General features: G+C 69.5%; 25 protein-coding genes and 2 pseudogenes. 15 read left to right on the top strand and 12 right to left on the bottom strand.

Annotated features, from left to right (window positions below; genetic code table 11):
• Nucleotides 1-3: 3 nt before the first annotated feature.
• Genes IFT54_RS17770 through IFT54_RS17785 form a run of 4 tightly spaced genes read left to right on the top strand, consistent with a single transcriptional unit; the run spans nucleotide 4 to nucleotide 3,744 of the window.
• Nucleotides 4-969 (top strand): ATP-binding protein, encoded by a 966-nt coding sequence (locus IFT54_RS17770; RefSeq protein ID WP_192071592.1) that lies wholly within the window; start codon nucleotides 4-6, stop codon nucleotides 967-969.
• A complete protein-coding gene (locus tag IFT54_RS17775; RefSeq protein ID WP_342354860.1) occupies nucleotides 966-2,663 on the top strand; it encodes a magnesium chelatase subunit D in 1,698 nt (565 codons plus the stop codon). Before IFT54_RS17770 ends, IFT54_RS17775 begins: the two co-directional genes overlap by 4 nt.
• Nucleotides 2,660-3,550, top strand: a complete 891-nt coding sequence (bchO, locus tag IFT54_RS17780; RefSeq protein WP_192071593.1) for an alpha/beta fold hydrolase BchO — start codon at nucleotides 2,660-2,662, stop codon at nucleotides 3,548-3,550. The genes IFT54_RS17775 and bchO overlap by 4 nt, the downstream gene beginning before the upstream one ends.
• Nucleotides 3,547-3,744 (top strand): hypothetical protein, encoded by a 198-nt coding sequence (locus tag IFT54_RS17785; protein ID WP_192071594.1) that lies wholly within the window; start codon nucleotides 3,547-3,549, stop codon nucleotides 3,742-3,744. The genes bchO and IFT54_RS17785 overlap by 4 nt, the downstream gene beginning before the upstream one ends.
• Here IFT54_RS17785 and IFT54_RS17790 read toward each other — a convergent pair.
• Nucleotides 3,691-4,401 (bottom strand): hydratase, encoded by a 711-nt coding sequence (locus tag IFT54_RS17790; RefSeq protein WP_192071650.1) that lies wholly within the window; start codon nucleotides 4,399-4,401, stop codon nucleotides 3,691-3,693. The two genes, IFT54_RS17785 and IFT54_RS17790, sit on opposite strands and share 54 nt — an antisense overlap.
• A 122-nt stretch (nucleotides 4,402-4,523) precedes the next feature.
• The gene (gene crtD, locus IFT54_RS17795; RefSeq protein WP_192071595.1) at nucleotides 4,524-6,104 is read right to left on the bottom strand and encodes a 1-hydroxycarotenoid 3,4-desaturase CrtD; all 1,581 of its coding nucleotides are present in this window, start codon (nucleotides 6,102-6,104) and stop codon (nucleotides 4,524-4,526) included.
• A gap of 45 nt (nucleotides 6,105-6,149) precedes the next feature.
• Here crtD and IFT54_RS17800 point away from each other — a divergent pair, with 45 nt between their 5' ends.
• The 11 genes and pseudogenes from IFT54_RS17800 to IFT54_RS17850 all read left to right on the top strand — a co-directional run bounded on the left by IFT54_RS17800 (nucleotide 6,150) and on the right by IFT54_RS17850 (nucleotide 17,292).
• Entirely contained in the window at nucleotides 6,150-7,274 is a 1,125-nt protein-coding gene (locus IFT54_RS17800) for a methyltransferase (protein WP_192071596.1), read from the top strand.
• Nucleotides 7,275-7,361: 87 nt separating this feature from the next.
• Nucleotides 7,362-8,288, top strand: a complete 927-nt coding sequence (gene bchC, locus IFT54_RS17805; RefSeq protein ID WP_192071651.1) for a chlorophyll synthesis pathway protein BchC — start codon at nucleotides 7,362-7,364, stop codon at nucleotides 8,286-8,288.
• Nucleotides 8,285-9,268 (top strand): chlorophyllide a reductase iron protein subunit X, encoded by a 984-nt coding sequence (locus tag IFT54_RS17810; RefSeq protein ID WP_031394550.1) that lies wholly within the window; start codon nucleotides 8,285-8,287, stop codon nucleotides 9,266-9,268. The genes bchC and IFT54_RS17810 overlap by 4 nt, the downstream gene beginning before the upstream one ends.
• A gap of 241 nt (nucleotides 9,269-9,509) precedes the next feature.
• Nucleotides 9,510-10,910 carry a chlorophyllide a reductase subunit Y gene (gene bchY, locus IFT54_RS17815; RefSeq protein WP_446740685.1) on the top strand — a complete coding sequence of 467 codons (1,401 nt, stop codon included), beginning with the start codon at nucleotides 9,510-9,512 and terminating at the stop codon, nucleotides 10,908-10,910.
• Nucleotides 10,907-12,352 (top strand): annotated as a pseudogene (bchZ, locus tag IFT54_RS17820) (chlorophyllide a reductase subunit Z). The gene bchY and the pseudogene bchZ overlap by 4 nt, the downstream one beginning before the upstream one ends.
• Nucleotides 12,353-12,548: 196 nt before the next feature.
• Nucleotides 12,549-12,653: pseudogene (gene pufB, locus IFT54_RS20785) on the top strand (light-harvesting antenna LH1, beta subunit); the annotation flags it as partial.
• A 41-nt stretch (nucleotides 12,654-12,694) separates the two neighbouring features.
• Nucleotides 12,695-12,865 carry a light-harvesting antenna LH1, alpha subunit gene (gene pufA / locus IFT54_RS17830; protein ID WP_081874173.1) on the top strand — a complete coding sequence of 57 codons (171 nt, stop codon included), beginning with the start codon at nucleotides 12,695-12,697 and terminating at the stop codon, nucleotides 12,863-12,865.
• 154 nt (nucleotides 12,866-13,019) lie between these two features.
• A complete protein-coding gene (pufL, locus tag IFT54_RS17835; RefSeq protein WP_192071597.1) occupies nucleotides 13,020-13,844 on the top strand; it encodes a photosynthetic reaction center subunit L in 825 nt (274 codons plus the stop codon).
• A 13-nt stretch (nucleotides 13,845-13,857) separates the two neighbouring features.
• The gene (gene pufM / locus IFT54_RS17840) at nucleotides 13,858-14,832 is read left to right on the top strand and encodes a photosynthetic reaction center subunit M (protein WP_192071598.1); all 975 of its coding nucleotides are present in this window, start codon (nucleotides 13,858-13,860) and stop codon (nucleotides 14,830-14,832) included.
• The gene (gene pufC / locus IFT54_RS17845) at nucleotides 14,829-15,923 is read left to right on the top strand and encodes a photosynthetic reaction center cytochrome PufC (protein WP_192071599.1); all 1,095 of its coding nucleotides are present in this window, start codon (nucleotides 14,829-14,831) and stop codon (nucleotides 15,921-15,923) included. The genes pufM and pufC overlap by 4 nt, the downstream gene beginning before the upstream one ends.
• 58 nt (nucleotides 15,924-15,981) lie before the next feature.
• Nucleotides 15,982-17,292 carry a DUF3422 domain-containing protein gene (locus IFT54_RS17850; RefSeq protein WP_192071600.1) on the top strand — a complete coding sequence of 437 codons (1,311 nt, stop codon included), beginning with the start codon at nucleotides 15,982-15,984 and terminating at the stop codon, nucleotides 17,290-17,292.
• Between the two features lie 57 nt (nucleotides 17,293-17,349).
• On the opposite strand, the gene hemA is transcribed toward IFT54_RS17850, so the two are convergent.
• The 10 genes from hemA to bchL are packed head-to-tail and all read right to left on the bottom strand — an operon-like array spanning nucleotide 17,350 to nucleotide 25,720.
• Entirely contained in the window at nucleotides 17,350-18,570 is a 1,221-nt protein-coding gene (gene hemA / locus IFT54_RS17855) for a 5-aminolevulinate synthase (protein ID WP_192071601.1), read from the bottom strand.
• Nucleotides 18,560-19,363 carry a putative photosynthetic complex assembly protein PuhE gene (gene puhE / locus IFT54_RS17860; protein WP_192071602.1) on the bottom strand — a complete coding sequence of 268 codons (804 nt, stop codon included), beginning with the start codon at nucleotides 19,361-19,363 and terminating at the stop codon, nucleotides 18,560-18,562. The genes hemA and puhE overlap by 11 nt, the downstream gene beginning before the upstream one ends.
• On the bottom strand, nucleotides 19,360-20,463 hold the full coding sequence (gene acsF / locus IFT54_RS17865) for a magnesium-protoporphyrin IX monomethyl ester (oxidative) cyclase (RefSeq protein WP_192071603.1): 1,104 nt from the start codon (nucleotides 20,461-20,463) through the stop codon (nucleotides 19,360-19,362). Before acsF ends, puhE begins: the two co-directional genes overlap by 4 nt.
• Nucleotides 20,460-20,756, bottom strand: a complete 297-nt coding sequence (locus IFT54_RS17870; RefSeq protein ID WP_031439820.1) for a hypothetical protein — start codon at nucleotides 20,754-20,756, stop codon at nucleotides 20,460-20,462. Before IFT54_RS17870 ends, acsF begins: the two co-directional genes overlap by 4 nt.
• Nucleotides 20,753-21,235: a photosynthetic complex assembly protein PuhC gene (gene puhC, locus IFT54_RS17875; RefSeq protein ID WP_192071604.1), complete on the bottom strand. Its 483-nt coding sequence runs from the start codon at nucleotides 21,233-21,235 to the stop codon at nucleotides 20,753-20,755. The genes IFT54_RS17870 and puhC overlap by 4 nt, the downstream gene beginning before the upstream one ends.
• Nucleotides 21,232-21,888: a photosynthetic complex putative assembly protein PuhB gene (gene puhB / locus IFT54_RS20790; protein WP_192071605.1), complete on the bottom strand. Its 657-nt coding sequence runs from the start codon at nucleotides 21,886-21,888 to the stop codon at nucleotides 21,232-21,234. Before puhB ends, puhC begins: the two co-directional genes overlap by 4 nt.
• The gene (gene puhA / locus IFT54_RS17885; protein WP_192071606.1) at nucleotides 21,885-22,652 is read right to left on the bottom strand and encodes a photosynthetic reaction center subunit H; all 768 of its coding nucleotides are present in this window, start codon (nucleotides 22,650-22,652) and stop codon (nucleotides 21,885-21,887) included. The genes puhB and puhA overlap by 4 nt, the downstream gene beginning before the upstream one ends.
• Before the next feature lie 10 nt (nucleotides 22,653-22,662).
• On the bottom strand, nucleotides 22,663-24,123 hold the full coding sequence (locus tag IFT54_RS17890) for a BCD family MFS transporter (protein WP_031439824.1): 1,461 nt from the start codon (nucleotides 24,121-24,123) through the stop codon (nucleotides 22,663-22,665).
• Nucleotides 24,120-24,818, bottom strand: coding sequence for a magnesium protoporphyrin IX methyltransferase (bchM, locus tag IFT54_RS17895; protein WP_192071653.1), 699 nt, complete (start codon nucleotides 24,816-24,818; stop codon nucleotides 24,120-24,122). The genes IFT54_RS17890 and bchM overlap by 4 nt, the downstream gene beginning before the upstream one ends.
• The gene (gene bchL, locus IFT54_RS17900) at nucleotides 24,818-25,720 is read right to left on the bottom strand and encodes a ferredoxin:protochlorophyllide reductase (ATP-dependent) iron-sulfur ATP-binding protein (protein ID WP_192071607.1); all 903 of its coding nucleotides are present in this window, start codon (nucleotides 25,718-25,720) and stop codon (nucleotides 24,818-24,820) included. The genes bchM and bchL overlap by 1 nt, the downstream gene beginning before the upstream one ends.
• Nucleotides 25,721-25,725: the final 5 nt, after the last annotated feature.

Genomic DNA, 25,725 nt, shown 5'->3' on the forward strand with positions numbered 1-25,725 from the left:
GGCATGCGCGTGTCTTTCCCCTTTTCGGCGATCGTCGGTCAGGACGAGATGAAACGCGCGCTGCTGATCGCCGCGGTCGATGCGCGGATCGGCGGGGTGATGGTGTTCGGCGATCGCGGCACGGGCAAGTCGACCGCGGTGCGTGCGCTCGCCGCGCTGCTGCCGCCGGTGCGCGCCGACCAGGCGGGGTATCAGGACGGGACGCCGCGCAGCGGGCAGGTGCCGGTGCCGTTCGTCGACCTGCCGCTCGGCGCGACCGAGGACCGGGTGGTCGGCGCGCTCGATCTCGAACGCGCGCTGGGGGCCGGGATCAAGGCGTTCGAGCCGGGGCTGCTCGCGCGCGCCAATGGCGGTTTCCTCTATATCGACGAGGTCAATCTGCTCGAGGATCACATCGTCGACCTGCTGCTCGACGTCGCCGCGTCGGGCGAGAATGTCGTCGAGCGCGAGGGGCTGAGCGTCCGCCATCCGGCGCGGTTCGTGCTGGTCGGCAGCGGCAATCCCGAAGAGGGTGAATTGCGGCCGCAGCTGCTCGACCGGTTCGGGCTGTCGGTCGAGGTCCGCACGCCGCAGGATCTGGACCAGCGCGTCGAGATCCTCCGGCGCTGCGATGCGTTCGAGCGGTCACCGGCGGCATTCGTCGAGCACTGGGCGGCGGACGAGCGCACGACGCTCGCGGCGATCGCGCGCGGGCGGGCGGGGTTGCCGATGGTCGTGCTGCCCGACGCGGTGCTCGCCTTCGCGTCGCGGCTGTGTATCGCGGTGGGGGCTGACGGGTTGCGCGGCGAACTGACGCTGATGCGGGCGGCGCGGGCGCTCGCGGCGCTCGAGGCGGTGGCGGAGGTGACACAGGCGCATGTCGCGACGATCGCGCCGATGGCGCTGCGCCACCGGTTGCGGCGCAACGTGCTCGACGAGACCGGGTCGACCGCGCGGATCTTGCGCGCGCTGGAGGAGGTGGCGGGGTGAGCGGGCGGGCAGCGGGGGCGCCGGATCCGCTGGCCGATGCGCTGATCGCGGCGCGGCTCTGTGCGGCCGATCCCGGGCTTGGCGGCATCGCGCTGCGCGGCGGCGGCGAGCTGCGCGATGCGGTGATCGCGGCGCTGCAGTCGCATCTGCCGCCCGATGCGCCGCTGCGGCGGGTGCCGGTCCATGTCGATGACGACCGGCTGTTCGGCGGGCTGGATCTGGTCGCGACGCTGGCCCAGGCGCGCGCGGTGCAGCGCGCGGGGCTGCTCGTCGAGGCGGCGGGCGGGGTGCTGGTGCTGGCGATGGCGGACCGGCTGTCCGATGCGGTGGCGGGGCGGATCGTCGCGGCGATGGACGGCGGCGGCGTCGGGCGAGCCCTTGTCGTGGCGCTCGACGACGGGGACGGTCCCGACGAAGGGCCGCCCACGGCGCTGCTCGAACGGCTCGCGTTTCGCATCGACCTGCACGACGCGAAGCCCGTGGCGGCGATGCAGGGCGGGGAAGATTTCGGGGACGCGGGCACGCCGCAGACGCCCGACGCGGTCCTTGCGACGCTGGTCGCGACCGCGGCGGCGCTGGGCATCGAGACCGCGCGTGCGCCGCTGTTCGCGTTGCGTGCGGCGCGGGCTGCGGCGCGGTGTGCGGGGCGCGATGCGATCGGCGACGAGGATCTGATGCTCGCCGCGCGGCTGGTGCTTGCGCCGCGTGCGACTCGTCTGCCGGCCGAGCAACCCGACGATGCGCCGCCGCCCGAGCCGCCGCCGCCTGACGCGCCGCCGCCGGACGCGGGGGATCGCGACCAGCAAGAAGCCAAAACCCGGCCGCTCGACGACGTCGTGCTGGACGCCGCGCTCGCGGCGCTGCCGAAGGATGTGCTGGCGCAGATCGCGGCGGGGGGCGTACGGCGCGGGCGGACGCGCGCGTCGCGCGGTGCGGGTGAGCGGCGGCGATCGCCGGCGCGCGGTCGGCCCGTCGGGGTGCGGCCGGGCGTGCCGGGCGGGGGGCAGCGCCTGAGCCTGATCGACACGCTGCGCGCGGCGGCGCCGTGGCAGCGGCTGCGGCGCACGGCGGACACCGCGTCGCGGGTGCTGGTCCGCCGCGACGACCTGCGGATCCGCCGGTTCGAGACGCGCGCCGAAACGGTCACGATCTTCGTCGTCGACGCGTCGGGATCGGCGGCGCTGTCGCGACTCGCGGAGGCGAAGGGCGCGGTCGAGCTGCTGCTTGCCGATTCCTATGTGCAGCGCGCGCAGGTCGCGCTCATCGCGTTCCGGGGCAGCGGCGCGACTGTGCTGCTCCCGCCGACCCGGTCGCTGGCACGCGCGCGGCGATCGCTCGCGGAGCTGCCCGGCGGGGGTGGCACGCCACTTGCGGCCGGACTGCGCGCCGCGATCGACGTTGCCGATGCGGCACGCGCGCGCGGGCAGACGCCGTTCGTCGTCCTGCTGACCGACGGGCGCGCGAACATCGCCGCGGATGGCCGGGCGGTGCGCAGCGTCGCCGCCGCGGATGCGGGCGCCGCCGCGGCCGCGCTCGGCCGTGCAGGGATCGCCGCGGCATTCCTCGACATCTCCGCGCGGCCGGGGCCGGAGGGGGCGGCGCTCGCCGCGGCGATGCAGGCGCGCTATCTGCCGCTGCCGCGCGCGGATGCGGTGCGGATGCACGCGGCGGTCCGCGCGGTGCAGCCCGCATGAGCGCGCCGCGCTGGAGCGTCGAGGGACGCGACTGGCCCAATCGCGCCGCCAGCCGGTTCGTCGCGGCCGGTGGCCTGCGCTGGCATGTCCAGACCTTCGTGCCCGAGGCCCGTGACCCGCCCGCGACGATCCTGCTGCTCCACGGTACCGGCGCGGCGACGCACAGCTGGCGGACGCTCGCACCGTTGCTCGGCCAGCACTACCACGTCGTCGCGGTCGACCTGCCGGGGCATGGCTTCACCACCGGCCGCCCGGTCGGCGGCCTGTCGATCGCGGGCATGGCGGGCGCGGTCGCGACGTTGCTCGGTGCGCTGCAGGTCACGCCGCAGGTGATCATCGGCCATTCGGCGGGCGCGGCGATCGCGGCACGGCTGGCGATCGACGGCAGGGCGTCCCCGGCGGCGATCATCGGGTTGAGTGCCGCGCTGCTGCCCTTTCCGGGGCTGGCCGCGACACTGTTCCCGACGATGGCGCGCGCGCTGTTCGTCAATCCGATCGCGCCGCATCTGTTCGCGCGGATCGCCCGCACCCCGGGCGAGACGGGTCGGTTCCTGTACCGGTCGACCGGATCGCGGATCGATGACGCGGGCGTGGCCTGCTATGCAGCATTGCTCGGCACGTCGGCGCAGTGCGCGGGCGCGATCGGCATGATGGCGGCCTGGGATCTGGTCGGATTGCGGCGGGATCTGGCGCGGTTGAAGACGCCGGTGCTGCTCGTGCATGGCGACGCCGACCGGGCGATCCCGTTGTCGAACGCGCGCGAGGCGGTGGCGGCGGTCGGTGACGGGCGGCTCGAGACGCTGCACGGGCTCGGCCATCTCGCGCATGAGGAGCGCCCCGAAGAGGTCGCGGCGATCGTCCGGCAGTTCATGGAGACCCGTATATGACCGGCATTCTCGGCCTGCTCGACCTGATGATCGCGGGCGCGCCGGTCATCATCTTCTGCGTGTGGCAGCTCGTCTCGGTCAATCGTGCGATCGCGAAGGACAAGGTCGCCAGAGACTCCCCGACACCGCCCGACGCCGCTTCACCAGAAGGCGCGGGGCATGCGGTAGGGGAGCATCGACTGGACGATCGGTGACCGGAAGCGGCCGAGCGCGAGGCTTTCGTGCACGGCGCGCACCTCCTCGCCGAACAGCCGCGTGGCCAGCGCGGAACGGGCATAGAAGGGGGCATCGATCCACGTCTTCACCACGCGCGGGCGATACCCAGCATCCGCCCGCGTCGCGCGCTTTATGAGCCAGCCGGTCCGCGGCAAGGCCACCGGGGCGGGCTGGACGACGTCGTGCCACCGGCCCTGCGCATCGAATTTGAGCGCAAGGTCGAACGGCGTGCCGTCGCGCCGTCGCCCTTCGTACAGCACCGCGACATCGCTTTTCAGATGTGCGCGCGACCAGTGCCAGTCGTCGAACCCCGCCTCGAGCGGTTCGTCGCCGAAGTTCGAATCGAAATAGCCGGGGCCCGACCAGCGGACGCCGGGATGCGTCATCGCGACCTCGACCTGTGCGCGGGGTGCGACCGGATGCCAGCGATGCCGCCCGCCCGGATCGAGCGCGAAGGCGGTGGTGCCGATCATCGCGGGGCTGACGCGGATCGTGCCGCGCACAGGGTAGGGCAGCGGCGCGGATCGCTCGCGGATCTCGATCACCAGCGTGTCGCCGTCCCAGCTGAGGCCGCTCGGGCCGACGACGAGATGATCGGTGCCCCGGTCGACGCGGTGCGCGGGACGTTCGGTCATCGCCCAGGCGCTGCCGCGCGGGCCGGTCAGCGCGACGTTGATCGCACAGTGGTTTTCGGGGGTCGTCCGGCCGCTGAGCTTGTAATAGGGCGAGAACACGCTGCCGATGAAGGCGATGATCGTCAGCCCATGGGCGCCGTCCGCGCTGGTCGCGTCGACATACCACCAGGCATAGCCCTGGGGATCGACACGAACGTCGAAGCGTGGTCCCTGAGCAGGCAGTCGACGGCTAGCTGGCCGGAAAGCGCCGCCATCGGGACGCCCGCGCCGGGGTGGGTGCTCCCGCCCGCGCAATAGAGCCCAGGGATCCGAGTCCGGCTGCCCTGCCGGCGGAAGGACGCCGCCCACCCGTGCGAGGCCCGTCCATAAAGGGCTCCACCCGTCGAGGGACACAGCGCCTCGAACGCGTGCGGCGTCGTCATGACGGTCGAGGGCGCCAGATCGAGCGAAAGACCCGCCTGCGAAACGCCCTCCAGCATACGCCTCGTCCATGTCGCGATCTCCTCCTGGCTGGTGTCGGGGCCGTCGCCGGTGGGCGGCGCGTTGACGATGATCTGCACGCGTTCGGGGCGGGCCGGGGCGGGCGCGCCGCGGCGGTCGTCGGCGCCGTTGTCGCTGCGATCCTGCGCGCAGACATAGACGCTGGGCCGGGCGGCGGCGCGCCCCGCCGACAGCGCGGCGAATTCGGCCGGATAGTCGTCCGAGAAGAAGACGGTGTGGCGGGCGAGCGGAAAGCCCGCGGCCTGCGCATGTCCGGTCCACACCATGGCGCTGAGCGATCGGTGCGTGGCGGGGACGGGGGCGACCGCGTGACGGACCGCGGCGCCGAACCGGCCGACGGCGATCGCGGCGGGATCGGCGTTGCAGATCACCGCCGACGCGGCGATGCGTTCGCCGTCCTCGAACATGATCCCGGCGGCGCGGCCGTGCTCCAAGAGGATCGCGCGGACCGGCGCGCGGTAGCGGAAGCGGACGCCGTTCTGCCGGCCAAGCGCCTCGAGTGCGAGCGCGAGCCGGTACATGCCGCCGTCGATCAGCCACACGCCGCTCGCCTCGACATGCGCGACCAGCATCAGCGTCGCCGGGCACTGCATCGGCGACGCCCCGCAATAGGTCGCATAGCGCGCGAACAGCTGGCGCAGCCGCGGATCCGCGAAATAGCCGCCGAGCGCGTGCCACAGCGATGTATAGGGGCGCAGCGTGCAATAATCGCCAAGGCCGTGCAGACCCATCCGCCAGCCCAGCGTCAGCGGCCCCGGGCGTGTCGCGTGGAGAAAGGGCCGGTCGAGCGCGGTGAACAGCCGTTTCGCCTCGGCCCGGAACGCGCGATAGCCGCGGGCATCGGCCGCGCCGGCAAAGGCGCCGATCGCGTCCTCGCTCGCGGCGGGATCGGCGAACAGGTCGAGGCGGGCGGGACCCCAGGCATGACGGGCGAGCAGCCCGGCGGGGCGCATCGTCACGTGCCGGTCGAGCGTGTCGCCGCATGCCGCGAAGACATCCTCCATGACCGATCGCAGCGTGAACACCGTCGGCCCCGCATCGATCGCGCCGCCGTCGACCGCGATCGTGCGCAGCTTGCCCCCCGGCCCGGGTTGCGCCTCGACGACCGTCACGGTGCGGCCCTGCGCGGCGAGCAGCGCGGCGCTGACCAGCCCGCCGACCCCCGCCCCGATCACCACCACGCCCGCATCCGACACCGGCATCCTCCAATTGACGCGATGCTAACACCTGTCCACAAATATGGACATATGAAAACGTATCATCATCTTTCCGCCCGGGTGCGGGAGCGGTGGCTGGACTGTCGCAACCGCCTGCTCGCCGATCCACGCGTCCAGCACGCGGCGCAGCGCTTTCCGCTCAGCCGGCCGATCGCGCGTCGTCGGGCGGGCGCGCTGTTCGATCTGGTCGCAGGGTTCACCTATTCGCAGATCCTTGCCGCCTGTGTCGAAACCGGGCTGCTCGCGCTGCTGGCCCGCGGGCCGGCGGAGGCGCAGACGATCGCGGCGCAGCTCGACCTGCCGGTGGCGGGCGCCGAACGGCTGTTGCGCGGGGCGGCGGCGCTGCGGCTCGTCGAGCCGTGCGGGGCTGACTGGGCGCTTGGCAGCGATGGCGCGGCGCTGCTCGGCAATCCCGGGATCACGGCGATGATCGCGCATCACCGTCTGCTCTATGCCGATCTGGCCGATCCCGTCGCGCTGCTGCGCCGCGGGGGCGGGGGCGGGGCGGTGTCGGATCACTGGCATTATGCCGAGTCGGCGGGGCAGGGCGATGCCGCCGCGGTCTCGGCCTATTCGACGCTGATGGCGGCGTCGCAACCGATGGTCGCAGGCCAGACACTCGCGGCCTATCGGTTCGACCGGCATCGTCGCGTGCTTGACGTCGGCGGCGGCGAGGGGGCGTTTCTCTGCGCGCTCGGGGCGCGGTTCGAGTCGCCCGGTCTCGGGCTGTTCGACCTGCCCGCGGTGACCGAGCGCGCGCGTGGGCGGTTCGACTCGGCGGGGCTGGGGGCGCGCGCGACGCTGCACGGGGGTGATTTCCTCGCGGATCCGCTGCCCGAGGGCTATGATCTGATCACGCTGGTGCGCGTCCTGCACGATCATGACGACGCGGTGGCGCGGACGTTGCTGCGTCGTATCCATGCCGCGCTGCCCCCCGGTGGGACTTTGTTGATCGCCGAACCGATGGCGCAGACGCCGGGTGCGGAGCGGTCCGGCGATGCGTATTTCGGCTTCTACCTGCTCGCCATGGGCACCGGTCGACCGCGCAGTGTCGCGGAGATTCGCGCGATGCTGCACGCTGTGGGCTTTGGCCAGGTCCGCACCCGGCGCACGGCGCTGCCGCTCATCACCTGTGTGATCACCGCAACACGATAATGTGTCCAATTAAGTTGACAACATGATTTGTCTAGAGCAGATTACGACCATGATCTGATGGAGGACGGGGCGGTGGGCAACGGACGTATGGACGCACTGGCGGTCATACTGGAAGCGCCGGAAAGGCTTGCGCTCCGCACGCTGTCGCTCACCCCGATGGGCGATGCCGATCTGTGCGTCGAGATCGACTGGAGCGGGATCAGCACCGGTACCGAAAGGCTGCTGTGGAGCGGTCGGATGCCCGAATTTCCCGGCATGGGCTATCCGCTGGTCCCGGGATATGAATCGGTCGGGCGGATCGTCGATGCCGGTGTCGAGGCGCGCGCGCGGATCGGCGAATATGTCTTCGTCCCCGGCGCCAATTGCTATCGCCAGGCGCGCGGCCTGTTCGGAGGGGCAGCCCGGCGCGTGATCCTGCCCGGTGCGCGCGCGGTGCCGATCGACGCGACGCTCGGGCGCAACGGCGTGCTGCTCGCGCTCGCCGCCACCGCGCACCACGCGATCGCGGTCGGCGGCGCGCCCGATCTGATCGTCGGTCACGGCATATTGGGGCAGCTGATCGCGCGGATCGCGGTCGCGTCGGGGGCGGGCGCGCCGACGGTGTGGGAGGTCCAGCCGGCGCGTCGGACCGGATCCGGCTACCGCGTGATCGACCCGGCCGACGATGATCGCTCCGACTATCGCACGATCTGCGACGCGAGCGGGACCGCCGATATCCTCGACCTCGCTTTCGCGCGGCTCGGCAAGGGCGGCGAGGTGGTGCTGGCCGGCTTCTACGACCGGCTGTCCTTCGCCTTCCCGCCGGCGTTCCTGCGCGAGGCGCGGATGCGTGTCGCCGCCGAATTCACCCCTGCGGACATCGCCGCGGCGCTTGCGCTGATCGAGACCGGGCTGCTCGAGCTCGACGGCCTGATCAGCCACACCCGACCCGCGGGTGAGGCGATGGACGCCTATCCACAGGCCTTCACTGACCCCGATTGCGTCAAGATGGTCCTCGACTGGAGAGCGCTATGAGCATGTTCGATCCCGGACCCCTGCGGCGCGAGGCCGAACAGGAGCCGGATCCGGTCCCGACCGGCCCGGTCACCAAGGAGACGCAGATCATCGCGATCTACGGCAAGGGCGGCAGCGGCAAGTCGTTCGCGCTGGCGAACCTCAGCTACATGATGGCGCAGCAGGGCAAGCGCGTGCTGCTGATCGGCTGCGATCCCAAGAGCGATACCACCTCGCTGCTGTTCGGCGGCAAGTCGACCCCGACGATCATCGAGACCAGCTCACGCAAGAAGCTCGCGGGCGAGGAGATCGGGATCGAGGACGTCTGCTTCCAGCGCGACGGGGTGTTCGCGATGGAGCTGGGCGGGCCCGAGGTCGGGCGCGGCTGCGGCGGGCGCGGGATCATCCACGGGTTCGAGACGCTCGAGAAACTCGGGTTCCACGAATGGGGCTTCGACTATGTCCTGCTCGATTTCCTCGGCGACGTGGTGTGCGGCGGCTTCGGCCTGCCGATCGCGCGCGACATGTGCCAGAAGGTGATCGTCGTCGCGTCGAACGACCTGCAATCGCTCTATGTCGCGAACAACGTGTGCAAGGCGGTCGAATATTTCCGCAAGATGGGCGGCAATGTCGGCGTCGCGGGGATGATCCTCAACAAGGACGACGGCACCGGCGAGGCGCAGGCGTTCGCCGCTGCGGTCGGCATCCCGGTGCTGACCGCGATCCCCGCGAACGAAGACATCCGCAAGAAGAGCGCGAACTACCAGATCATCGGCAAGCCCGGCGGGCAATGGGCGAGCCTGTTCGAGGAGCTTGCGGTCAATGTCGCGGAAGCCCCGCCGCTGCGGCCGACGCCGCTCGACCAAGACGGGCTGCTCGGGCTGTTCTCGGCGGATGTGACGGGGGCGGATTATGCGCTGAAGCCCGCGAGCCAGGCGGACATGCGCGGGGTGGCGTATGTGGCGAAGCCGACGCTCGAGGTGGTGTACGATGCCGTCTGAGGGCCACGATCTTCTCAAGCCCCTCCCCTTTAGGGGAGGGGTTGGGGTGGGGACGTCCGACCGCGTCCGCGACGTGATTTCAGACGTCCCCACCCCCAACCCAGCGGCGGGTCGATCAGGCTCCCAGCCTGATCTGAACCGCGCGGGGCGCGGTTCACCCGCCACTCCTGAAGGGGAGGGGAGCAGTTGCGCCAGCGGCACTACCCTGCGCGAAGCCGCAGAGCTCGCCGGGAAATCCGACATCCTCGCCCGCTACGACGCAGACTACCCAAAAGGCCCGCACGACCAGCCGCAATCGATGTGCCCGGCCTTCGGATCGCTCCGCGTGGGGCTTCGGATGCGCCGCACCGCGACGGTGCTCTCGGGCTCCGCCTGCTGCGTCTACGGCCTGACCTTCACCTCGCATTTCTACGGTGCGAAACGCAGCGTCGGCTATGTGCCCTTCTCGTCCGAAACGCTGGTGACGGGCAAATTGTTCGAGGACATCCGCGACGCGGTCCACCAGCTCGCCGATCCGGCTCTGTACGACACGATCATCGTGACCAATCTCTGCGTGCCGACCGCGAGCGGAGTGCCGCTGCAACTGCTACCCGACCAGATCAATGGCGTGCGGATCATCGGGATCGACGTTCCCGGTTTCGGCGTGCCGACGCATGCCGAGGCGAAGGACGTGCTGGCGGGGGCGATGCTCGCCTATGCGCGCAGGGAGGCCGAGAGCGGTCCCGTCGCCGCGCCAAAGCAACGACCGGACCGGCCGAGCGTGACTCTCCTTGGCGAGATGTTCCCGGCTGACCCGCCAGGAATCGGGCTGTTGCTCGAACCGCTGGGCCTTGCGGCCGGCCCGGTCGTCCCGACCCGCGAATGGCGCGAGCTCTATGCGGCGCTAGACTGCGCGGTGGCGGCGGCGATCCACCCCTTCTACACGTCCAGCGTGCGCGAATTCGAAGCGGCGGGGCGGACGGTGGTCGGCTCGGCGCCGGTCGGCGCAGACGGGACCGCGGCGTGGCTCGATGCGATCGGTGCGGCGTGCGGGATCGCGCAGGACAGGGTCGATACGGCGAAGAACCGCGTCCTCCCGGCAATCCGCGGCGCGCTTGCGGCACGGCCGATCAAGGGCCGGATTACCGTGTCGGGCTATGAAGGCTCCGAACTGCTCGTCGCGCGGCTGCTGATCGAGAGTGGTGCGGACGTGCCCTATGTCGGCACCGCCTGTCCGCGCACGCCATGGTCCGAACCCGATCGCGACTGGCTGGTGAGCCGCGGCGTGCAGGTCCAGTATCGCGCGAGCCTCGAACAGGATCTCGCCGCGGTCGACGCGTTCGGCCCCGATCTCGCGATCGGCACCACGCCGGTGGTGCAGCACGCCAAGCAAAAGGCGATCCCGGCGCTCTATTTCACCAACCTCATCTCGGCGCGGCCGCTGATGGGGCCGGCGGGGGCGGGGAGCCTTGCGCTGGTCGTCAACGCGGCGCTTGCCAACCAGGCGCGGTTCGACCGGATGACTGCGTTCTTCGACGGTGTGGGCACGGGCGCGACCGCGGGTGTGTGGGAAGACACGCCGGTCGACCGGCCCGAATTCAAGGCGAAATACGCCGCCAAACGAATCGCTGCGGCCAAGGCCGAAGAAAGCGTCGGGGTATGACCCTCATCCTCGATCATGACCGCGCGGGCGGTTACTGGGGGGCGGTCTATGCCTTCACCGCGATCAAGGGATTGCAGGTGATCATCGACGGGCCGGTGGGGTGCGAGAATCTCCCGGTCACCTCGGTGCTCCATTATACCGACGCGCTGCCGCCGCACGAACTGCCGATCGTCGTCACCGGCCTTGGCGAACAGGAGCTCGGGCGCGACGGCACCGAAGGCGCGATGAAGCGTGCCTGGGCGACGCTCGACCCGGATCTGCCCGCGGTCGTCGTGACGGGGTCGATCGCCGAGATGATCGGCGGCGGCGTCACGCCCGAGGGCACGAACATCCAGCGGTTCCTGCCGCGCACGATCGACGAGGATCAGTGGCAGTCGGGCGACCGCGCGCTGACCTGGCTGTGGACCCAGTTCGGCCCGAAGAAAGTGCCCGCGCCGCGTCCGCTGAAGGACGGCGAGCGCCCCAGGGTCAACATCATCGGACCGATGTACGGCAGCTTCAACATGCCCTCCGATCTCGCCGAGATCCGCCGCCTGATCGAGGGGATCGGCGCGACCGTGGGCATGGTCTTCCCGCTCGGCAGCCATCTCGCCGATGTCCGCAAGCTGGCGGACGCGCAGGTCAATGTCTGCCTGTACCGCGAGTTCGGGCGCGGGCTGTGCGAGATGCTCGAACGGCCCTATCTCCAGGCGCCGATCGGGTTGGAGAGCACGACGCTGTTCCTCCGCAAACTCGGCGAGCTGCTCGGGCTCGATCCCGAGCCGTTCATCGCGCGGGAGAAGCACACGACGATCAAGCCGCTCTGGGATCTCTGGCGCTCGGTCACGCAGGATTTCTTCGGCACCGCGAGCTTCGGCATCGTCGCGACCGAAACTTACGCGCGGGGTATTCGCAACTTCCTCGAAACCGACATGGGGTTGCCCTGCAACTTCACGTTCGCGCGCTCGGCCGGGATCAAGCCCGACAATCAGGCGGTGATCGAGGCGATCCGGAGCAGTCCGCCGCTGATCGTCTTCGGCAGCTTCAACGAGCGGATGTACATGGCCGAGGCCGGCGCGCGGGGCGTCTATATCCCGGCGAGCTTCCCCGGCGCGGTGATCCGCCGCCATACCGGCACGCCGTTCATGGGCTATGCCGGCGCGACCTATCTGATCCAGGAAGTGTGCAACGCGCTGTTCGACGCGCTTTTCCACATCCTGCCGCTTGCCGGACAGCTCGACTAGGTCGAGGCGACGCCGGCGCGGATCGAGCGCGACGTGGCCTGGGACGACGATGCCAAGGCCGCGCTCGACGCGGTGATCGAGCGCGAACCGGTGCTGGTGCGGATCTCCGCCGCCAAGCGCATCCGCGACGCGGCCGAACGCGGCGCGCGCCGCGCGGGCGAAGCGTCGATCAGCACGGACCGCCTCGCGCACGCAATCACCGAAAGCCGCGGGCGATGACCCCGGCACTGCCTTTCCCGTCCGGCCCCAGCGGTGCCGATGCGGGTGACTCCTTCCTCGCGGGCATCCGGTCCGCCTGGATCCAGGGAGCGCGTTTCACGCTCCCCTTCTCCTCGGGAACAACGGAGACGTCATCATGAGCGACCTGAGAGACAAGGACGAGAGGATGGGGCTTGGCACCTAACTCACGCCCGAAGAGGCCAAGGAGTTTCACAAGCTGTTCATCACCAGCTTCCTGATCTTCACCGTCGTCGCGGTCATCGCGCATTTCCTGGTCTGGAACTGGCGCCCCTGGTTTTGAGCCGCACGCCCTAATCGCAAACCAATGAGAGGAACCACGTCATGTGGAGAATCTGGCTGATCTTCGATCCGCGGCGTTCGCTCGTCGCTCTGTTCACGTTCCTGCTGGTGCTGGCATTGCTGATCCACTTCATCCTGCTCAGCACCGATCGCTTCAACTGGCTCGATGGCCCGCACAAAGCGCCCGCCGTCACCGCGCCCGCGGGCAGTTGATGCGACGATCGGCGGTTGCGGAGGACGGGGGCAGACCGAACCCGTCCTCCCATACCCCTTGGCTCCACCGCAGTTCCGACCCCGGCCGATCGGCACGGGGTGATGGGACGGCGTGACGGGATGCCGTGACGAAACGGGGAAACGGAGACGTGCCATGGCGCTGTTGAGCTTCGAGCGAAAATACCGGGTGCGCGGCGGGACGCTGCTTGGCGGCGACCTGTTCGACTTCTGGGTCGGGCCCTTTTACGTCGGGTTCTTCGGCGTCACGACCGCGATCTCCGCGCTGCTCGGCACGTTGCTGATCTTCTACGCCGCGTCGCTCGGGCCGAGCTGGAATCCCTGGCTGATCAGCATCGCGCCGCCCGACATCGCCTATGGCCTGGGGCTGGCGCCGTTGCGCGAGGGCGGGTTCTGGCAGGTCATCACGATCTGCGCGATCGTGGCTTTCGTATCCTGGGCGCTGCGCGAGGTCGAGATCTGCAACAAGCTCGGCATGGGCTATCATGTGCCCTTTGCCTATGGCTTTGCGATCTTCGCCTATGTCTCGCTGGTCGTCGTCCGGCCGTGGCTGCTCGGCGCATGGGGCTTCGGCTTTCCGTACGGGATCTTCAGCCATCTCGATTGGGTGTCGAACACCGGCTACCAATATCTCCACTTCCACTACAATCCCGCGCACATGCTCGCGGTGAGCTTCTTCTTCACGACCGGGGGCGCGCTGGCGTTCCACGGCGCGCTGGTGCTGTCCGCGGTCAACCCGGCGGAGGGCGAACCGGTCAAGTCGCCGGAATATGAGGACGCGTTCTTCCGCGACACGATCGGCTACTCGATCGGGACGCTCGGCATCCACCGGCTGGGCCTGTTCCTTGCGCTGTCAGCTGGGTTCTGGAGCGCGATCTGCATCATCAGCTCGGGGCCGCTCTGGACGCGCGGCTGGCCCGAATGGTGGACGTGGTGGCTCAACCTGCCGATCTGGTCCTGAAGGGGGTATGGCGATGGCGCGCTATCAGAACATGTTCACCCAGGTGCAGCTGCGCGGTCCGCTCGAGGCGGGACCGCGGCTTCCCCCGGGCAGCTTTCCGCGGGTCGGCACGGGGACCTATAACTACTGGATGGGCAAGCTCGGTGCGGCCCAGATCGGTCCGATCTATCTCGGCAGGCTGGGCCTCGCCTCGCTGATCTGTGCCTTTGTGGCATTCGAGATCATCGGCCTGAACATGGCCGCCAGCGTCAACTGGGATCCGGTCCAGTTCGCGCGCCAGCTTCCCTGGCTCGCGCTCGAGCCGCCCGGCCCGCAATGGGGGTTCAAGCTGCTGATGCCGCTTGCCGAAGGCGGCTGGTGGCAGATGGCGGGCTTCTTCATGAGCGCGTCGCTCATCCTGTGGTTCGTGCGGACGTACCTACGCGCGCGCGCGCTCGGCATGGGGACGCATGTCGCCTGGGCGTTCGCGGCGGGGATCCTGCTGATCCTGACACTCGGCTTCATCCGACCGATGCTGATGGGCAGCTGGGCGGAGGCGGTGCCGTTCGGCATCTTCCCGCATCTCGACTGGACCGCCGCTTTCTCGATCCGCTACGGCAATCTGTTCTACAACCCGTTCCACTGCCTCTCGATCGCGTTCCTCTATGGCTCGACGATGCTGTTTGCGATGCATGGCGCGACGGTGCTGGCGATCGGCCGCTATGGCGGCGAACGCGAGATCGAGCAGATCACCGACCGCGGCACCGCGTTCGAGCGCGGCGCGCTGTTCTGGCGCTGGACAATGGGGTTCAACGCCACCGCCGAGTCGATCCATCGCTGGGCCTGGTGGTTCGCGGTGCTGACCCCGCTGACGGGCGCGATCGGGATCCTGCTGACCGGGACCGTGGTCGACAACTGGTATCTCTGGGCGGTGCTGCACGGTTATGCGCCGGGCTATCCGGACACCGGCGTCGTCGATCCCGCCTTGCTCCCGGGAGGTGTACGATGACCGCATTACCCACCAAGACAACGGTACTCGGCGTGGCGCTCGTCCTGCTCGCGGGGTGCGAGATCGGCCCCAAGACAGCGACGCAGACGGGCTATCGCGGCGCCGGACTGAACCAGATCATCAACCCCAAGCTGATCGCGGCGGCCAGCACGATCCCAGAGCCGCCCTATCCGTTGCCGCCCGAGGGCGGTCCGACGGCGGGCGAGAGCTACGAGAATGTGAAGGTGCTCGCCGGGCTGGGCCGCGAACGGTTCGACCATCTGATGGCCGAGATGACGCAGTGGGTCGCGCCGCCCGAACAGGGGTGCAATTACTGCCACAACCCGGAAAACATGGCGTCGGACGAGAAATACACCAAGATCGTCGCGCGCCGGATGCTGCAGATGACGCAGGCGATCAACGGACGCTGGGCGACCCATGTCAAGCAGACCGGGGTGACCTGTTACACCTGCCATCGCGGCAATGCGGTGCCCGCGTATAAATGGGCGATCGCCGAGGGGACGCCCGAGCCCGGCAAGGTTCTGGGCAACCGGCATGGCCAGAACGCGCCGAACCCGAATGTCGGCTATGCTTCACTGCCCTATGATCCTTTTGCCGAATATCTTGGCGGACGGGCGCAGATCCGGGTCGCCAGCAGCAGCGCGTTCCCGAACGCCAACCACATCGTCTCGATCAAGGCGGCGGAGAAATCCTATGGGCTGATGATGCATGTCAGCGGCGCGCTGGGGGTCAATTGCACCTATTGCCACAACAGCCAGTCGTTCCGCTCCTGGAACCTCAGCAGCGTGCAGCGGGGCACGGCCTATTACGGCATCCGCATGGTCCGCGACATCAACCAGACCTACATCACACCGCTGCAACCGATCTTCCCGGCCAATCGCAAGGGGCCGCATGGTGATCCCTACAAGGTCAACTGCACCACCTGTCACCAGGGCATCAACAAGCCGCTGGGCGGGGTCAGCATGATCGACCAGGCGCCGATCCTGAGGGGCGCGTCGATCGCCCGCGCGGTGCCTGAGGGCGGACCAGGCGCCGGCGTCGCGGTGCCGGCCGCCTTTGCCCGGCCGGCGGCGATGACGGACGCAAAGTGATGCGGTCCGCGCCGCCGGGGGCGCGGATCTCACCGCTATCGGCCGGGCGGGCCTGACGATGCACAATCACCCGCTGCGCGCCGCGCTGGCCGAGGAAATGCATCTTCGGCGACTGCCACGCTTTGCCGCGCCGTGCCGGCTGGTGCAGATCGTGACCGTGCTCGAGGAGGCGGCGGCGGACGCGGCACGCGCGCATATCGCGACGCTGGCCGAGCAGGGCCGCGAGATCGTCCCCGTGGCGGGGAAATACGGCGTGCTGTGCCTGGGGCCGGTGACATTGGTGTGGGAGCGCCATACGGAATTCGCGACCTATACGCTGTTGCGCGGCGGTGCGGGCGACGCCGAGGCTGGGGGAGAAGCCGGGGCGGGGGCCGCCGCCGGCACGCCGTCGCGATACGCGCCGTCGCTGTTCGATCCCGGCCCGTTCGAGCCCGCGCTGTCGGCCATATTCAAGGACCTGCCCGGTGCGATCATCCGGGCGACGCAGATCGCGCTGGTGCCGCGCGCGGCGGGCGATCCGACGCCCGACGATCTCGAACGCTGGTTTGCATCCGAAGCGACGATCCTGTGCGACGTCGCGGACGGCGCGGGCCGGATCGTGTCCGATTTCCGGCTCAACCCCGACGGCTATGGCCGGCTGCTCGTGCTCGACCGAGGCCTCGAGCGGGACGAACCGGCGCAGCTCGTCATGCGTCTGCAGGAATTGGGCAATTACCGGAACATGGCGCTGCTCGGCCTGCCGCTGGCGCAGCGCCTGACGCCGAGCGTCACAGCTCTGGAATCGCGTCTGGCGCATCTGACCCAGGCGGTCTCCGAACGGACATCCGAAGACGACCGGCTGCTCGACGAGCTGACCTACCTGTCCGCACGGCTCGCCCGGCTCGTCGCCGAGACGCGCTACCGAATGAGCGCGACGCGCGCCTATGCGCAATTGAGCACCGACCGTCTGTCCAGCCTGCGGATCGGCGGGGTGCGCGGCTATCAGACACTGGGCGATTTTACCGAACGGCGGCTGGTGCCCGCGGTCCGGACCTGCGATTCCTTCTCGGCCCGGCTCGAGGATCTGTCGCAGCGCGCGGCCTGGACGAGCGAGCTGCTGCGGACGCGGATCGACATCGCGCTCAGCAAGCAGAATCGCGACCTCCTCGTGTCGATGGACCGTCGCGCGACGGTGCAGCTGCGGCTGCAACAGACGGTCGAGGGCCTCTCCGTCGTCGCGATCAGCTATTATCTGGTGTCGCTCATCGGCTATCTGCTGACGGCCATTCCGGGCGTCCATCATGACGTCGCCACGGCGGCGGCGGTGCCCGTGGTGATCGCGCTTGTCGCGCTGGGGCGCTGGCGGATGCACAAACACCTGGCGGCGTGACGCCCGGCGACGGTGGTCCAGAGCCGTCGGCGCCCTTTAGACGCCGACGGCACCCGGTCAGGCCGCCATCGCCCGCCGCGCCAGCGCGCATTGCGACCAGATCTCGCTGAGCGCGGTCACCAGCGTGTCGATATCGGCATCGCTATGCACCGGCGACGGCGTCAGCCTGAGCCGTTCCGTCCCGACGGGGACGGTCGGGTAATTGATCGGCTGGACGTAGATGCCGTGATGTTCGAGCAGCCAGTCGCTGATCCGTTTGCACTTGTGCGCATCGCCGACCATTACCGGGATGATATGGCTCGGATTGTCGACCGTGGGGATGCCAGCGGCGTCGAGCCGGCGGCGGACGGTGGCGACGCGATCGCGGTGCCGCGCACGCTCGACCTGGCTTACCTTGAGGTGGCGGATGCTCGCGGTCGCGCCCGCGGCGAGCGCGGGGGGGAGGGCGGTGGTGAAGATGAAGCCGCTAGCGAAGCTGCGGACGAAATCGCACAGCGCCGCCGACGCGGCGATATAGCCGCCCATTACGCCAAAGGCCTTCCCGAGCGTGCCCTCGATCACCGTGACGCGGTCCATCAGCCCCTCGCGCTCGGCAACGCCGCCGCCGCGCGGACCATAGAGACCGACGCCGTGCACCTCGTCGAGATAGGACAATGCGCCATGCGCCTCGCACACGTCGAGCAGCTCGGCGATCGGCGCAATATCGCCGTCCATCGAATAGACGCTTTCAAAGGCGACGATCTTGGGCCGCGATGGATCGATCGCGGCCAGCCGGCGATCGAGATCCGCAGGGTCGTTGTGCGTGAAGACCTGCACCTCGGCGCGGCTGTGGCGGATGCCCTCGATCATCGACGCATGGTTGAGCGCGTCGGACAGGATGACACAACCGGGCAGCCGCGCGCCAAGCGTACCCAGCGCAGCCCAGTTAGAGACATAGCCCGAAGTGAAGAGCAACGCCGCCTCCTTGGCGTGGAGATCGGCCAGTTCGGCCTCGAGCAGCACATGGCTGTGCGTCGTCCCCGAGATGTTGCGCGTCCCGCCCGCGCCCGCGCCGCACCGGTCGATCGTCGCATGCATCGCCTCGAGCACCGCGGGATGCTGGCCCATGCCGAGATAATCGTTCGAGCACCACACCGTCACCGGTCGCCGGGTCCGGCGGATGACCTGTTCGGCGGCGGGAAAGGCGCCCGCGGTGCGCTCCAGCTCGGCAAACACCCGGTAGCGCCCATCGTCACGGAGCGCCGCGAGTTCGCCTTCGAAAAATGCCTCATAGTCCATGCGATCGTCCCCGTCCGTCGGTGATGGCGGCCTGTGCCGCTCGTGTGGAGGAAGCGGCCCAGCGCCAGAGGCGCGCATCGCGCATCGGCAGGACCAGAAACAGATGCTCGACGAGCCCGAGAACCGCCAGCCCGGCCAGCAGCGTACCCGCAGCCGCAGCGCCGCTGCCGGTGGGGGCGGCCTCCGCGACCGTCCAGGCCCACGCCGCGATCGCGCCACTGGCGAGGATCGAGACCGGGAACAGCGCGTTCAGCCGGCGCTTCCGGAAATAGCTCTTGAGATAGGCCAGATGCGCGGGAAACACCTCGTCGCTGAGATTGGGCACGCCCAGATACAGGTTGAACTTGGCCGATAGCCGCAACACGAACAGCAGCAGGAAGGTGAGCGGTGCGGCCTGGTTCGGCCCGCTCCAGCTGACCGCGAAGAGCAGGATCGCGGTTGCGGCGATCGCGAGCTCGTGATGGATCACGGTGGCGGTCGCGGCGCGGAAGCGGGGCCAGCCGGTCGCGTCGGGCGGACATTCGGTGCGACGCGGACCCGCGACCGCCCCCATGAGAAAGCTCATTTCGTGCCAGCCCCAGATCAGGATCGCCGCGGCGAACCCGGTATAGGCGGCACCGGCGCTCGCCTGGTCGGCGATCGACCCGACCAGCGCGACCGCGGCGATCGCGACCAGCCCGGCAAGCGTCAGGCTGGTGCGGAACGTCGCCGCGGGGCGGCTGTCGAGCCAGACCACCGCGGCCGTCCCGATAAACCACATCAGCAGCGCGAAAAGCAGCGGGGGAACGCTCACCACGCCGGGACCAGCCGCACCGTCGCGGGGGCGGTGTTGCGTTTGACCGGCGTGAGGTACAGCCAGACGAAGCTGACGGCGGCGGCGGCAGTCAGGCCGAGCCGCCGGATCCCCCCCATCACGCCGCCGCGCGCCTTGGCCGCGTCGATCGCCCGCGCAATCCGCCGCATCCGCTCGAGCCCGGCGCGGAAGCGCGGGCTGTCGGTGTCGAGCACGACCGGGAACACCTGCCGCGTGATCGCCGAACAGATCGAAAAGACGCGCATGTCATAGTCGGTCGGGTCGATCCCCAGCGCCTTGTGGAAGGCGGGCCGGTTGTGATCGCGCACGTACATTGTCGCATAGACCGCGACGAGGAAGAAGCGGATCCACCATTGGTTGACGCCGCGCAGCAGCTTCGGGTCGGTGCGCATCAGGATCGCAAAGGCGTCGCCGTGGCGGAACTCGTCATTGCACCAAAGTTCGAACCAGTCGAAGATCGGATGGAAGCGCAGTTCGGGATGCTGGGCGAGGTGGCGGTAGATGGTGATGTAGCGCGAATAGCCGATCTTCTCGCTGAGATAGGTCGCGTAGCAGATGAATTTCGGCCGGAAATAGGTGTATTTCTTCGTCCGCGTCAGGAAGCCGAGATCGACGCCGATGCCTGCATCCTTGAGCGTGTCGTTGATGAAGCCGGCATGGCGGCTCTCGTCGCGGCTCATCAACTTGAACAGCTGTTTGACGTCGGGGTTGGTCACACGCTTGGCGATCTCGGCATAGAGGATGCAGCCGGAGAATTCGGCGGTCAGCGAACTGACGAGGAAATCGGTGAATTCCTCGCGCAGGCCGTCGGGGAGGCTTTCGATCACGCCGTCGAATGCGGCGGTGCGCTTGAAATGGAGGCGGTTGGGATCGCTCGCCATCTCGCCGATCAGCGCATCCCATTCGCCGCGGACCGCCGAGACGTCGATCCGGTCCATCGCCGCGAAATCGGTGGTGTAGAAGCGGGGCGACAGGACGGTGTCTGCGCGGGCGATCGCGAGTGTATCGAGCAAGGGCGCGGGCGACGCGGCGGGGGCGGCGGCGAGCGGCGCGGGGGCGAGGGTGGTGATCCTGTTCATGCTATCGTCCGATCCGAAAAGCTGACCTCGTATAATTCCGTCATCGCGAAATGGCCGGCGAACTGCGTCCAGAGCCGCCCGGCCAGACCCGCGCGTTCGACCGTCGCGATCCGGTCGACCACGCAGCGCTCGCCGAAACCGACCCGGATCGGTGCGCCGTGCACCCGGACCCGGTCGCCGGGCCCGATCGCGACATCGCCCGCGAGCACGACATGCGCGCAGAGGAACGCGTCGCTATGCTCGATCTCGACGCGGCAGGGCGTGTCGAACCGGGTGGACCGCAGCAGCGTCATGTCCCAGGCGCCTGTGCGGGCAACAGCGCGGCAAAGGTCGCGCGGTTGGTCGGGCCGAAGGCGCTGAGCTCGATCGTCCGGCCCGTCGCGGTGTCGGTCAGCGACAATTCGCCGTCGCGCCAGAGCGTCAGCGTGAAGGGGGGGCGGTCGTCGATCCCGCGCGCGCGCCGGTCGCGCGCGAGGCCGCGCATCACGCCGCGGACGAATCCCGTCTTCTGCCCCGCCGCGATGACCGCCACGGTCCCGCCGCGCGCATTGCCGATCACCACCGACCCATCGGCGCGGTCGACGAAGCGCAGCTCGCGCGACGCGAGGGGCGTGATCTTCGCCTGTTCGCGCATCAGGACGGGCGAGGCCGCCGGGGCGATGTTCGCGATCCGGACGATGCTCGTCGCCGCGAGCGTGAAGGCCAGCAACGCGCCGGCGCCGATGAGCGTGGTGCGCGGGACGAGGTCCGGATGGCGATGCGTGCCGCTCATGCCGCCTGCGCCTTGGCGAAGACGCCACCGGCTGGCGCATGCTGCGCGGGATCGGGAACCGCCAACTGCCCGGTCGGGTGCACCGTCAAGCAGGTCCGGGCGATCAGCGCGGCGACGGTCGCCGCCTCGGGCACGGCGCGGAGCATCGGCCGGGGCGTGACGATCCGCCAGGGCCGGGCGTGCGGCCACAAGGCGAGATAGCCGAGCTTGTAGCGGCCGGTGACCGTCAGCGGCATGTCACCGGTCCCGTCGGCGCGCCCCGCGAGATCGACCGCGCCGATCAGCGTCAGTGGCAGGTTGATGCATTTGGGCAGCGCCATGCCGATCCGCAGCACCACGCGGCGGGTGGTCAGCGTATAGAGCGTCGTCCGCGCCGCGCCCCAGGCGAGCAGGTGGAGCAGCGTTACGCCCAGCAGCCCGACGATCGCGGTCATCGCCGCTCCGACGAGGTCCCGCGGATCGTCGATCCCCTGCCGTCCGGCCTCCGCCAGCGCCCACAGCGTCAGCGCCGCGAAATAGGCCGCGACCAGCCGCGTGTGGAAGGCGGTTCGCGCGAGCACCCGCCAGTCGGGTGATCCCTGCCACAGGATCCGCTCACCGGGCGGTGGCACCCCGGGAAGGCCGGGGATCGGTTCAACGTCATGCTCGGTCACAGCAGCGGCTCCTGACGTGAGGGCGTGGCATAGAGATAGCCGCCGCCGAAATAGGCCTGGACCCGCTCCTCCTCGTAGAGCGTGATCCGGTCGGCGGCCTCGATCGGCGGCACGTCGGCGAACTGGCTGGCGAGCAGCGCGTCGATGACGACGCGGCGGCGGCGGCGATCGACCTTGGCCATCATCATCGGTGCGAGCACCGCGCGGTCGCCGACCGACACCTGCATGTAGCGGATCAGCCGGTCGGCGCGGTCGATCCACAGATCGTCGATCGTCCCGGCGACCTCGCCATCCGCGCCCAGCATCGGCCAGCCGAGCAGGTCGGGATCGCCGACCGCGACCGCATAGTCCGACGCCACGCTGAGCGGGACGATCCGCGGATGCCCCTCCATGTCGAGATCGGGATGGCGCGCGCGCTCGGCCCAGGCGGCGGGACCGATGCCGTCGACGAGCGGGTTGCCGGTCGGCGCATAGGGGGCGCCCGCAAACCGGTCGGTGCGCCTCGCGGCGATGTCGACGGGCTCGCGCCCCTGGGTCGGCGCCGTGACGCGGCCGCGACCGAAGGGCAGCAGGAACGACTTGGTCGAGGCGGTATGCAGCGGGCCACCGACCGTATCGAGCCGGCCGGTCAGCTCGTCCTCGAGCGGATAGCCCTCGCGACGGTCCTCGCGGCGCAGGTAGAAGACGAGCACGAGGAAGAACAAGGCGAACGCCCAGAGGACCAGGAGCGCGACGTCGATGCCGGATGTCAGATGCGGGTTCATGATCGTCCCTTCAGACCGGAAATTCGCTGAGACCGAAACGCGGCACCGGCCGCTCGCCGACCGCGTCGACGGTGGCGCCCCGACCGCGCACGAGCGGGCCGAGCGCGACGAGCGTGCCGAGCAACAGGAGAATCTCGACGCCGTAGACCGCGGCATAGCCGGTGACCCGGGTCGCGAGCGTCGGGCCGTACGCCCCCGCCATCGCTGACGCCGAGACGAGGTCGCGCAGGACTGCACCGAGTGCGATCGCGACGCCGGCACTGCTCGCCTGCACCGCGCCCCAGGCACCCAGCGCGAGCCCGGTGCGGCCGTCGAGCGGCCCCGCGTCGGCGATCGCCATCGCGGCGGTCAGCGTGCCCACCGAGAACAGTCCGCCGCCAAAGCCGATCAGCGCCGCGCCGGTGCCGAGCAACGCGACCGACGACAGCGCGCCGGCGAAGATCACGCACAGGAACGCGGTGACGCCCAGCACGCCGCCAAAGCCCGCCAGCTGATGCGGATCGTCGCCCTCGCCGAGGCGTCTGGCGGCGAGTGCGAACCCGCCCAGCATGCCGAGCGCCCAGAGCGCGGTCAGCGCGGTGGTCGCACCGACCGTCATGCCGAGCACCTGCCCGCCATAGGGTTCGAGCAGCACGTCCTGCATGCTGAACGCCGCCGCGCCCAGACCGACCGCGACGAGCAGCCGCAGCGTGCGTGGGCGGGCGATGAAGATCGCCCAGATCGCGCCGAAGTTCGGGCGATCGGGCCGGGGCACGACCGGGCGAGGCCCCCGCGCTTCCTGTTTCCACATCGCGACCAGATTGAGGACGACGGTCAGCACCGCCGCGCCCTGGATCAGCTGGACCAGCTTGGTCGGGGTGAAATCGGCAAGCAGCCGGCCGATCACGATCGCGCTGACCATCATGCCGAGGACCAGCATGACGTAGAGCAGCGCAACGACACGCGGCCGCGCATCGTCGGGGGCGAGATCGGTCGCGAGCGCCAGCCCCGCGGTCTGCGTGGTGTGCATCCCCGCGCCGACCATCAGGAAGCCGAGCGCCGCGCCGATCTGCCCGAAGATCGCGGGGCCCGTGCCGCCGCCGGTCATGACCAGCAGCGCGAAGGGCAGGATCGCCAGGCCGCCGAACTGGAGCAGCGTTCCGAACCACAGATAGGGCACGCGCTTCCATCCGAGCAGCGAGGCATGGTGATCCGACCGGAACCCGATCAGCGCGCGCAGCGGCGCGAACAGCAGCGGGAGCGAGACCATCGCCGCGACGAGGCTGGTCGACATGCCGAGCTCGACGATCATGACCCGGTTGAGCGTGCCCGTCAGCAGCACCGCGGTCATCCCGACCGACAGCTGGAACAGCGACAGCCGCAGCAGACGCCCGAGCGGCAGGTCGTCGGTCGCCGCGTCCGCGAACGGCAGGAAGCGGGTGCCGAGCCGCGCCCAGAACGCGCCGGTCTTCAAGGCGACCAGCCGGTTCATGCGGCGATCATCTCCAGCGCGTGGCTGGTGTAGAAGCCGCTGGCGACGCGCGCGTCGCGGCCGATCCGCGCATGGCCGACGCTCGCGTGCAGCTGCGCGCGCAGGACGCGTTCGCGGACGGGCTCGATCGCCGGCGCACGGTCTGCGCGGGGAAAGAGCGTGCCGATCGCGTGCATCACGACCAGCGGCCGGGTCGAGGGCGCGAAGGTGAACAGCATCGAGCCGTGCGTGCGTCGGGTCAGCGTCTCCACCAGCTCGACGAGGTCGGTGCTGCGGTAATGGATCAGCGAATCCATGGCGACGACATGATCGAACATGCCGAGCGCAGGGTCGCGCATGTCGCCGACTCGCCAGTCGATCGCGAGCCCGGCCGGCGACCGGTCGCGTGCGACCTCGACGAGGCTGGCGGCAAGATCGATCGCGACCACCGAAGCGCCGCGCCGCGCCGCCTCGACCGCCAGCGCGCCCGTGCCGCAACCTGCATCGAGCAGCCGCAGCCCGGTCATGTCCGCGGGCAGCCAGGACAGCAATGTCTCGCGCATCCGGTTGCGGCCGGCGCGGACGGTGGCGCGAATGCCGCTGACCGGCGCGTCGGACGTCAGCCGCGCCCAGGTTTGCGACGCGGTGCGGTCGAAATAGGTTTCGAGCCGGTTGCGGCGCGCGGCATAGCCGGTGGAAGGAACCAGGCTGGCCATCATTCGAACCCCAGAAATTCGAAGATGTCGCGATCCTTCATCGGCATCGCGTCGAGCGCATCGCAGCCCGACCAGAGCAGCGCGGCGAGGCGCTTATATTCGTCGCACGCCGCCGCGACCTCGGCCGTCTGCTCCATTTCGAACAGCGTGCATTTCTTGAGGCGGCTGCGCCGGATCGCGTCGAGATCGGGAAAATGCGCGAGGCGCTTCAGCCCGGTGGCGGCATTGTAGCGGTCGATCTCGTCGGTCGCGGCGGACCGGTTGGCGATGACGCCGGCCATCCGCACCTCGTAATTCTTCGCCTTGGCCTGGATCGCGGCGGCGATGCGGTTCATCGCGAAGATGCTGTCGAAGTCGTTCGACGCGACCACCACCGCGCGCTCGGCATGCTGCAGCGGGGCAGCGAACCCGCCGCACACGACATCGCCGAGCACGTCGAACAGCACGATATCGGTTTCCTCGAGCAGATGATGCTGTTTCAGCAGCTTGACGGTCTGGCCGACGACATAGCCGCCGCATCCGGTGCCCGCGGGCGGCCCCCCTGCTTCGACGCACATCACGCCGTTATAGCCTTCGAACATGTAATCCTCGGGCCGGAGTTCCTCGGCGTGGAATTCGACGGTCTCGAGCACGTCGATCACCGTCGGCATGAGCTTCTTGGTCAGCGTGAAGGTGCTGTCGTGCTTGGGATCGCAGCCGATCTGCAGCACGCGTTTGCCGAGCAGTGAAAATGCCGCGGACAGGTTGGACGAAGTCGTCGACTTGCCGATCCCGCCCTTGCCGTAGATTGCGAACACCTTGGCGGAGCCGATCCGGTCGGCGGGGTCGAGCCGGACCTGGACGCTGCCCGCGCCATCGGGTCGGGATGCAACGGGGCGGGTAGGGGGATCGAGCAGGGCCATGATAT

It is taken from the genome of Sphingomonas sp. CFBP 13714 (genome assembly GCF_014842205.1).
GTDB lineage: Bacteria > Pseudomonadota > Alphaproteobacteria > Sphingomonadales > Sphingomonadaceae > Sphingomonas > Sphingomonas aerolata.

What these genes read in the sequence shown, in the direction of transcription:
- IFT54_RS17770 (WP_192071592.1), top strand. Translation starts at nt 4, where the DNA reads ATGCGCGTGTCTTTCCCCTTTTCGGCGATCGTCGGTCAGGACGAGATG.
- bchO (WP_192071593.1), top strand. Translation starts at nt 2,660, where the DNA reads ATGAGCGCGCCGCGCTGGAGCGTCGAGGGACGCGACTGGCCCAATCGC.
- IFT54_RS17785 (WP_192071594.1), top strand. Translation starts at nt 3,547, where the DNA reads ATGACCGGCATTCTCGGCCTGCTCGACCTGATGATCGCGGGCGCGCCG.
- IFT54_RS17790 (WP_192071650.1), bottom strand. Translation starts at nt 4,401, where the DNA reads ATGACCGAACGTCCCGCGCACCGCGTCGACCGGGGCACCGATCATCTC.
- crtD (WP_192071595.1), bottom strand. Translation starts at nt 6,104, where the DNA reads ATGCCGGTGTCGGATGCGGGCGTGGTGGTGATCGGGGCGGGGGTCGGC.
- IFT54_RS17800 (WP_192071596.1), top strand. Translation starts at nt 6,150, where the DNA reads ATGAAAACGTATCATCATCTTTCCGCCCGGGTGCGGGAGCGGTGGCTG.
- bchC (WP_192071651.1), top strand. Translation starts at nt 7,362, where the DNA reads ATGGACGCACTGGCGGTCATACTGGAAGCGCCGGAAAGGCTTGCGCTC.
- IFT54_RS17810 (WP_031394550.1), top strand. Translation starts at nt 8,285, where the DNA reads ATGAGCATGTTCGATCCCGGACCCCTGCGGCGCGAGGCCGAACAGGAG.
- pufA (WP_081874173.1), top strand. Translation starts at nt 12,695, where the DNA reads ATGTGGAGAATCTGGCTGATCTTCGATCCGCGGCGTTCGCTCGTCGCT.
- pufL (WP_192071597.1), top strand. Translation starts at nt 13,020, where the DNA reads ATGGCGCTGTTGAGCTTCGAGCGAAAATACCGGGTGCGCGGCGGGACG.
- pufM (WP_192071598.1), top strand. Translation starts at nt 13,858, where the DNA reads ATGGCGCGCTATCAGAACATGTTCACCCAGGTGCAGCTGCGCGGTCCG.
- pufC (WP_192071599.1), top strand. Translation starts at nt 14,829, where the DNA reads ATGACCGCATTACCCACCAAGACAACGGTACTCGGCGTGGCGCTCGTC.
- IFT54_RS17850 (WP_192071600.1), top strand. Translation starts at nt 15,982, where the DNA reads ATGCACAATCACCCGCTGCGCGCCGCGCTGGCCGAGGAAATGCATCTT.
- hemA (WP_192071601.1), bottom strand. Translation starts at nt 18,570, where the DNA reads ATGGACTATGAGGCATTTTTCGAAGGCGAACTCGCGGCGCTCCGTGAC.
- acsF (WP_192071603.1), bottom strand. Translation starts at nt 20,463, where the DNA reads ATGAACAGGATCACCACCCTCGCCCCCGCGCCGCTCGCCGCCGCCCCC.
- IFT54_RS17870 (WP_031439820.1), bottom strand. Translation starts at nt 20,756, where the DNA reads ATGACGCTGCTGCGGTCCACCCGGTTCGACACGCCCTGCCGCGTCGAG.
- puhC (WP_192071604.1), bottom strand. Translation starts at nt 21,235, where the DNA reads ATGAGCGGCACGCATCGCCATCCGGACCTCGTCCCGCGCACCACGCTC.
- puhA (WP_192071606.1), bottom strand. Translation starts at nt 22,652, where the DNA reads ATGAACCCGCATCTGACATCCGGCATCGACGTCGCGCTCCTGGTCCTC.
- IFT54_RS17890 (WP_031439824.1), bottom strand. Translation starts at nt 24,123, where the DNA reads ATGAACCGGCTGGTCGCCTTGAAGACCGGCGCGTTCTGGGCGCGGCTC.
- bchM (WP_192071653.1), bottom strand. Translation starts at nt 24,818, where the DNA reads ATGGCCAGCCTGGTTCCTTCCACCGGCTATGCCGCGCGCCGCAACCGG.
- bchL (WP_192071607.1), bottom strand. Translation starts at nt 25,720, where the DNA reads ATGGCCCTGCTCGATCCCCCTACCCGCCCCGTTGCATCCCGACCCGAT.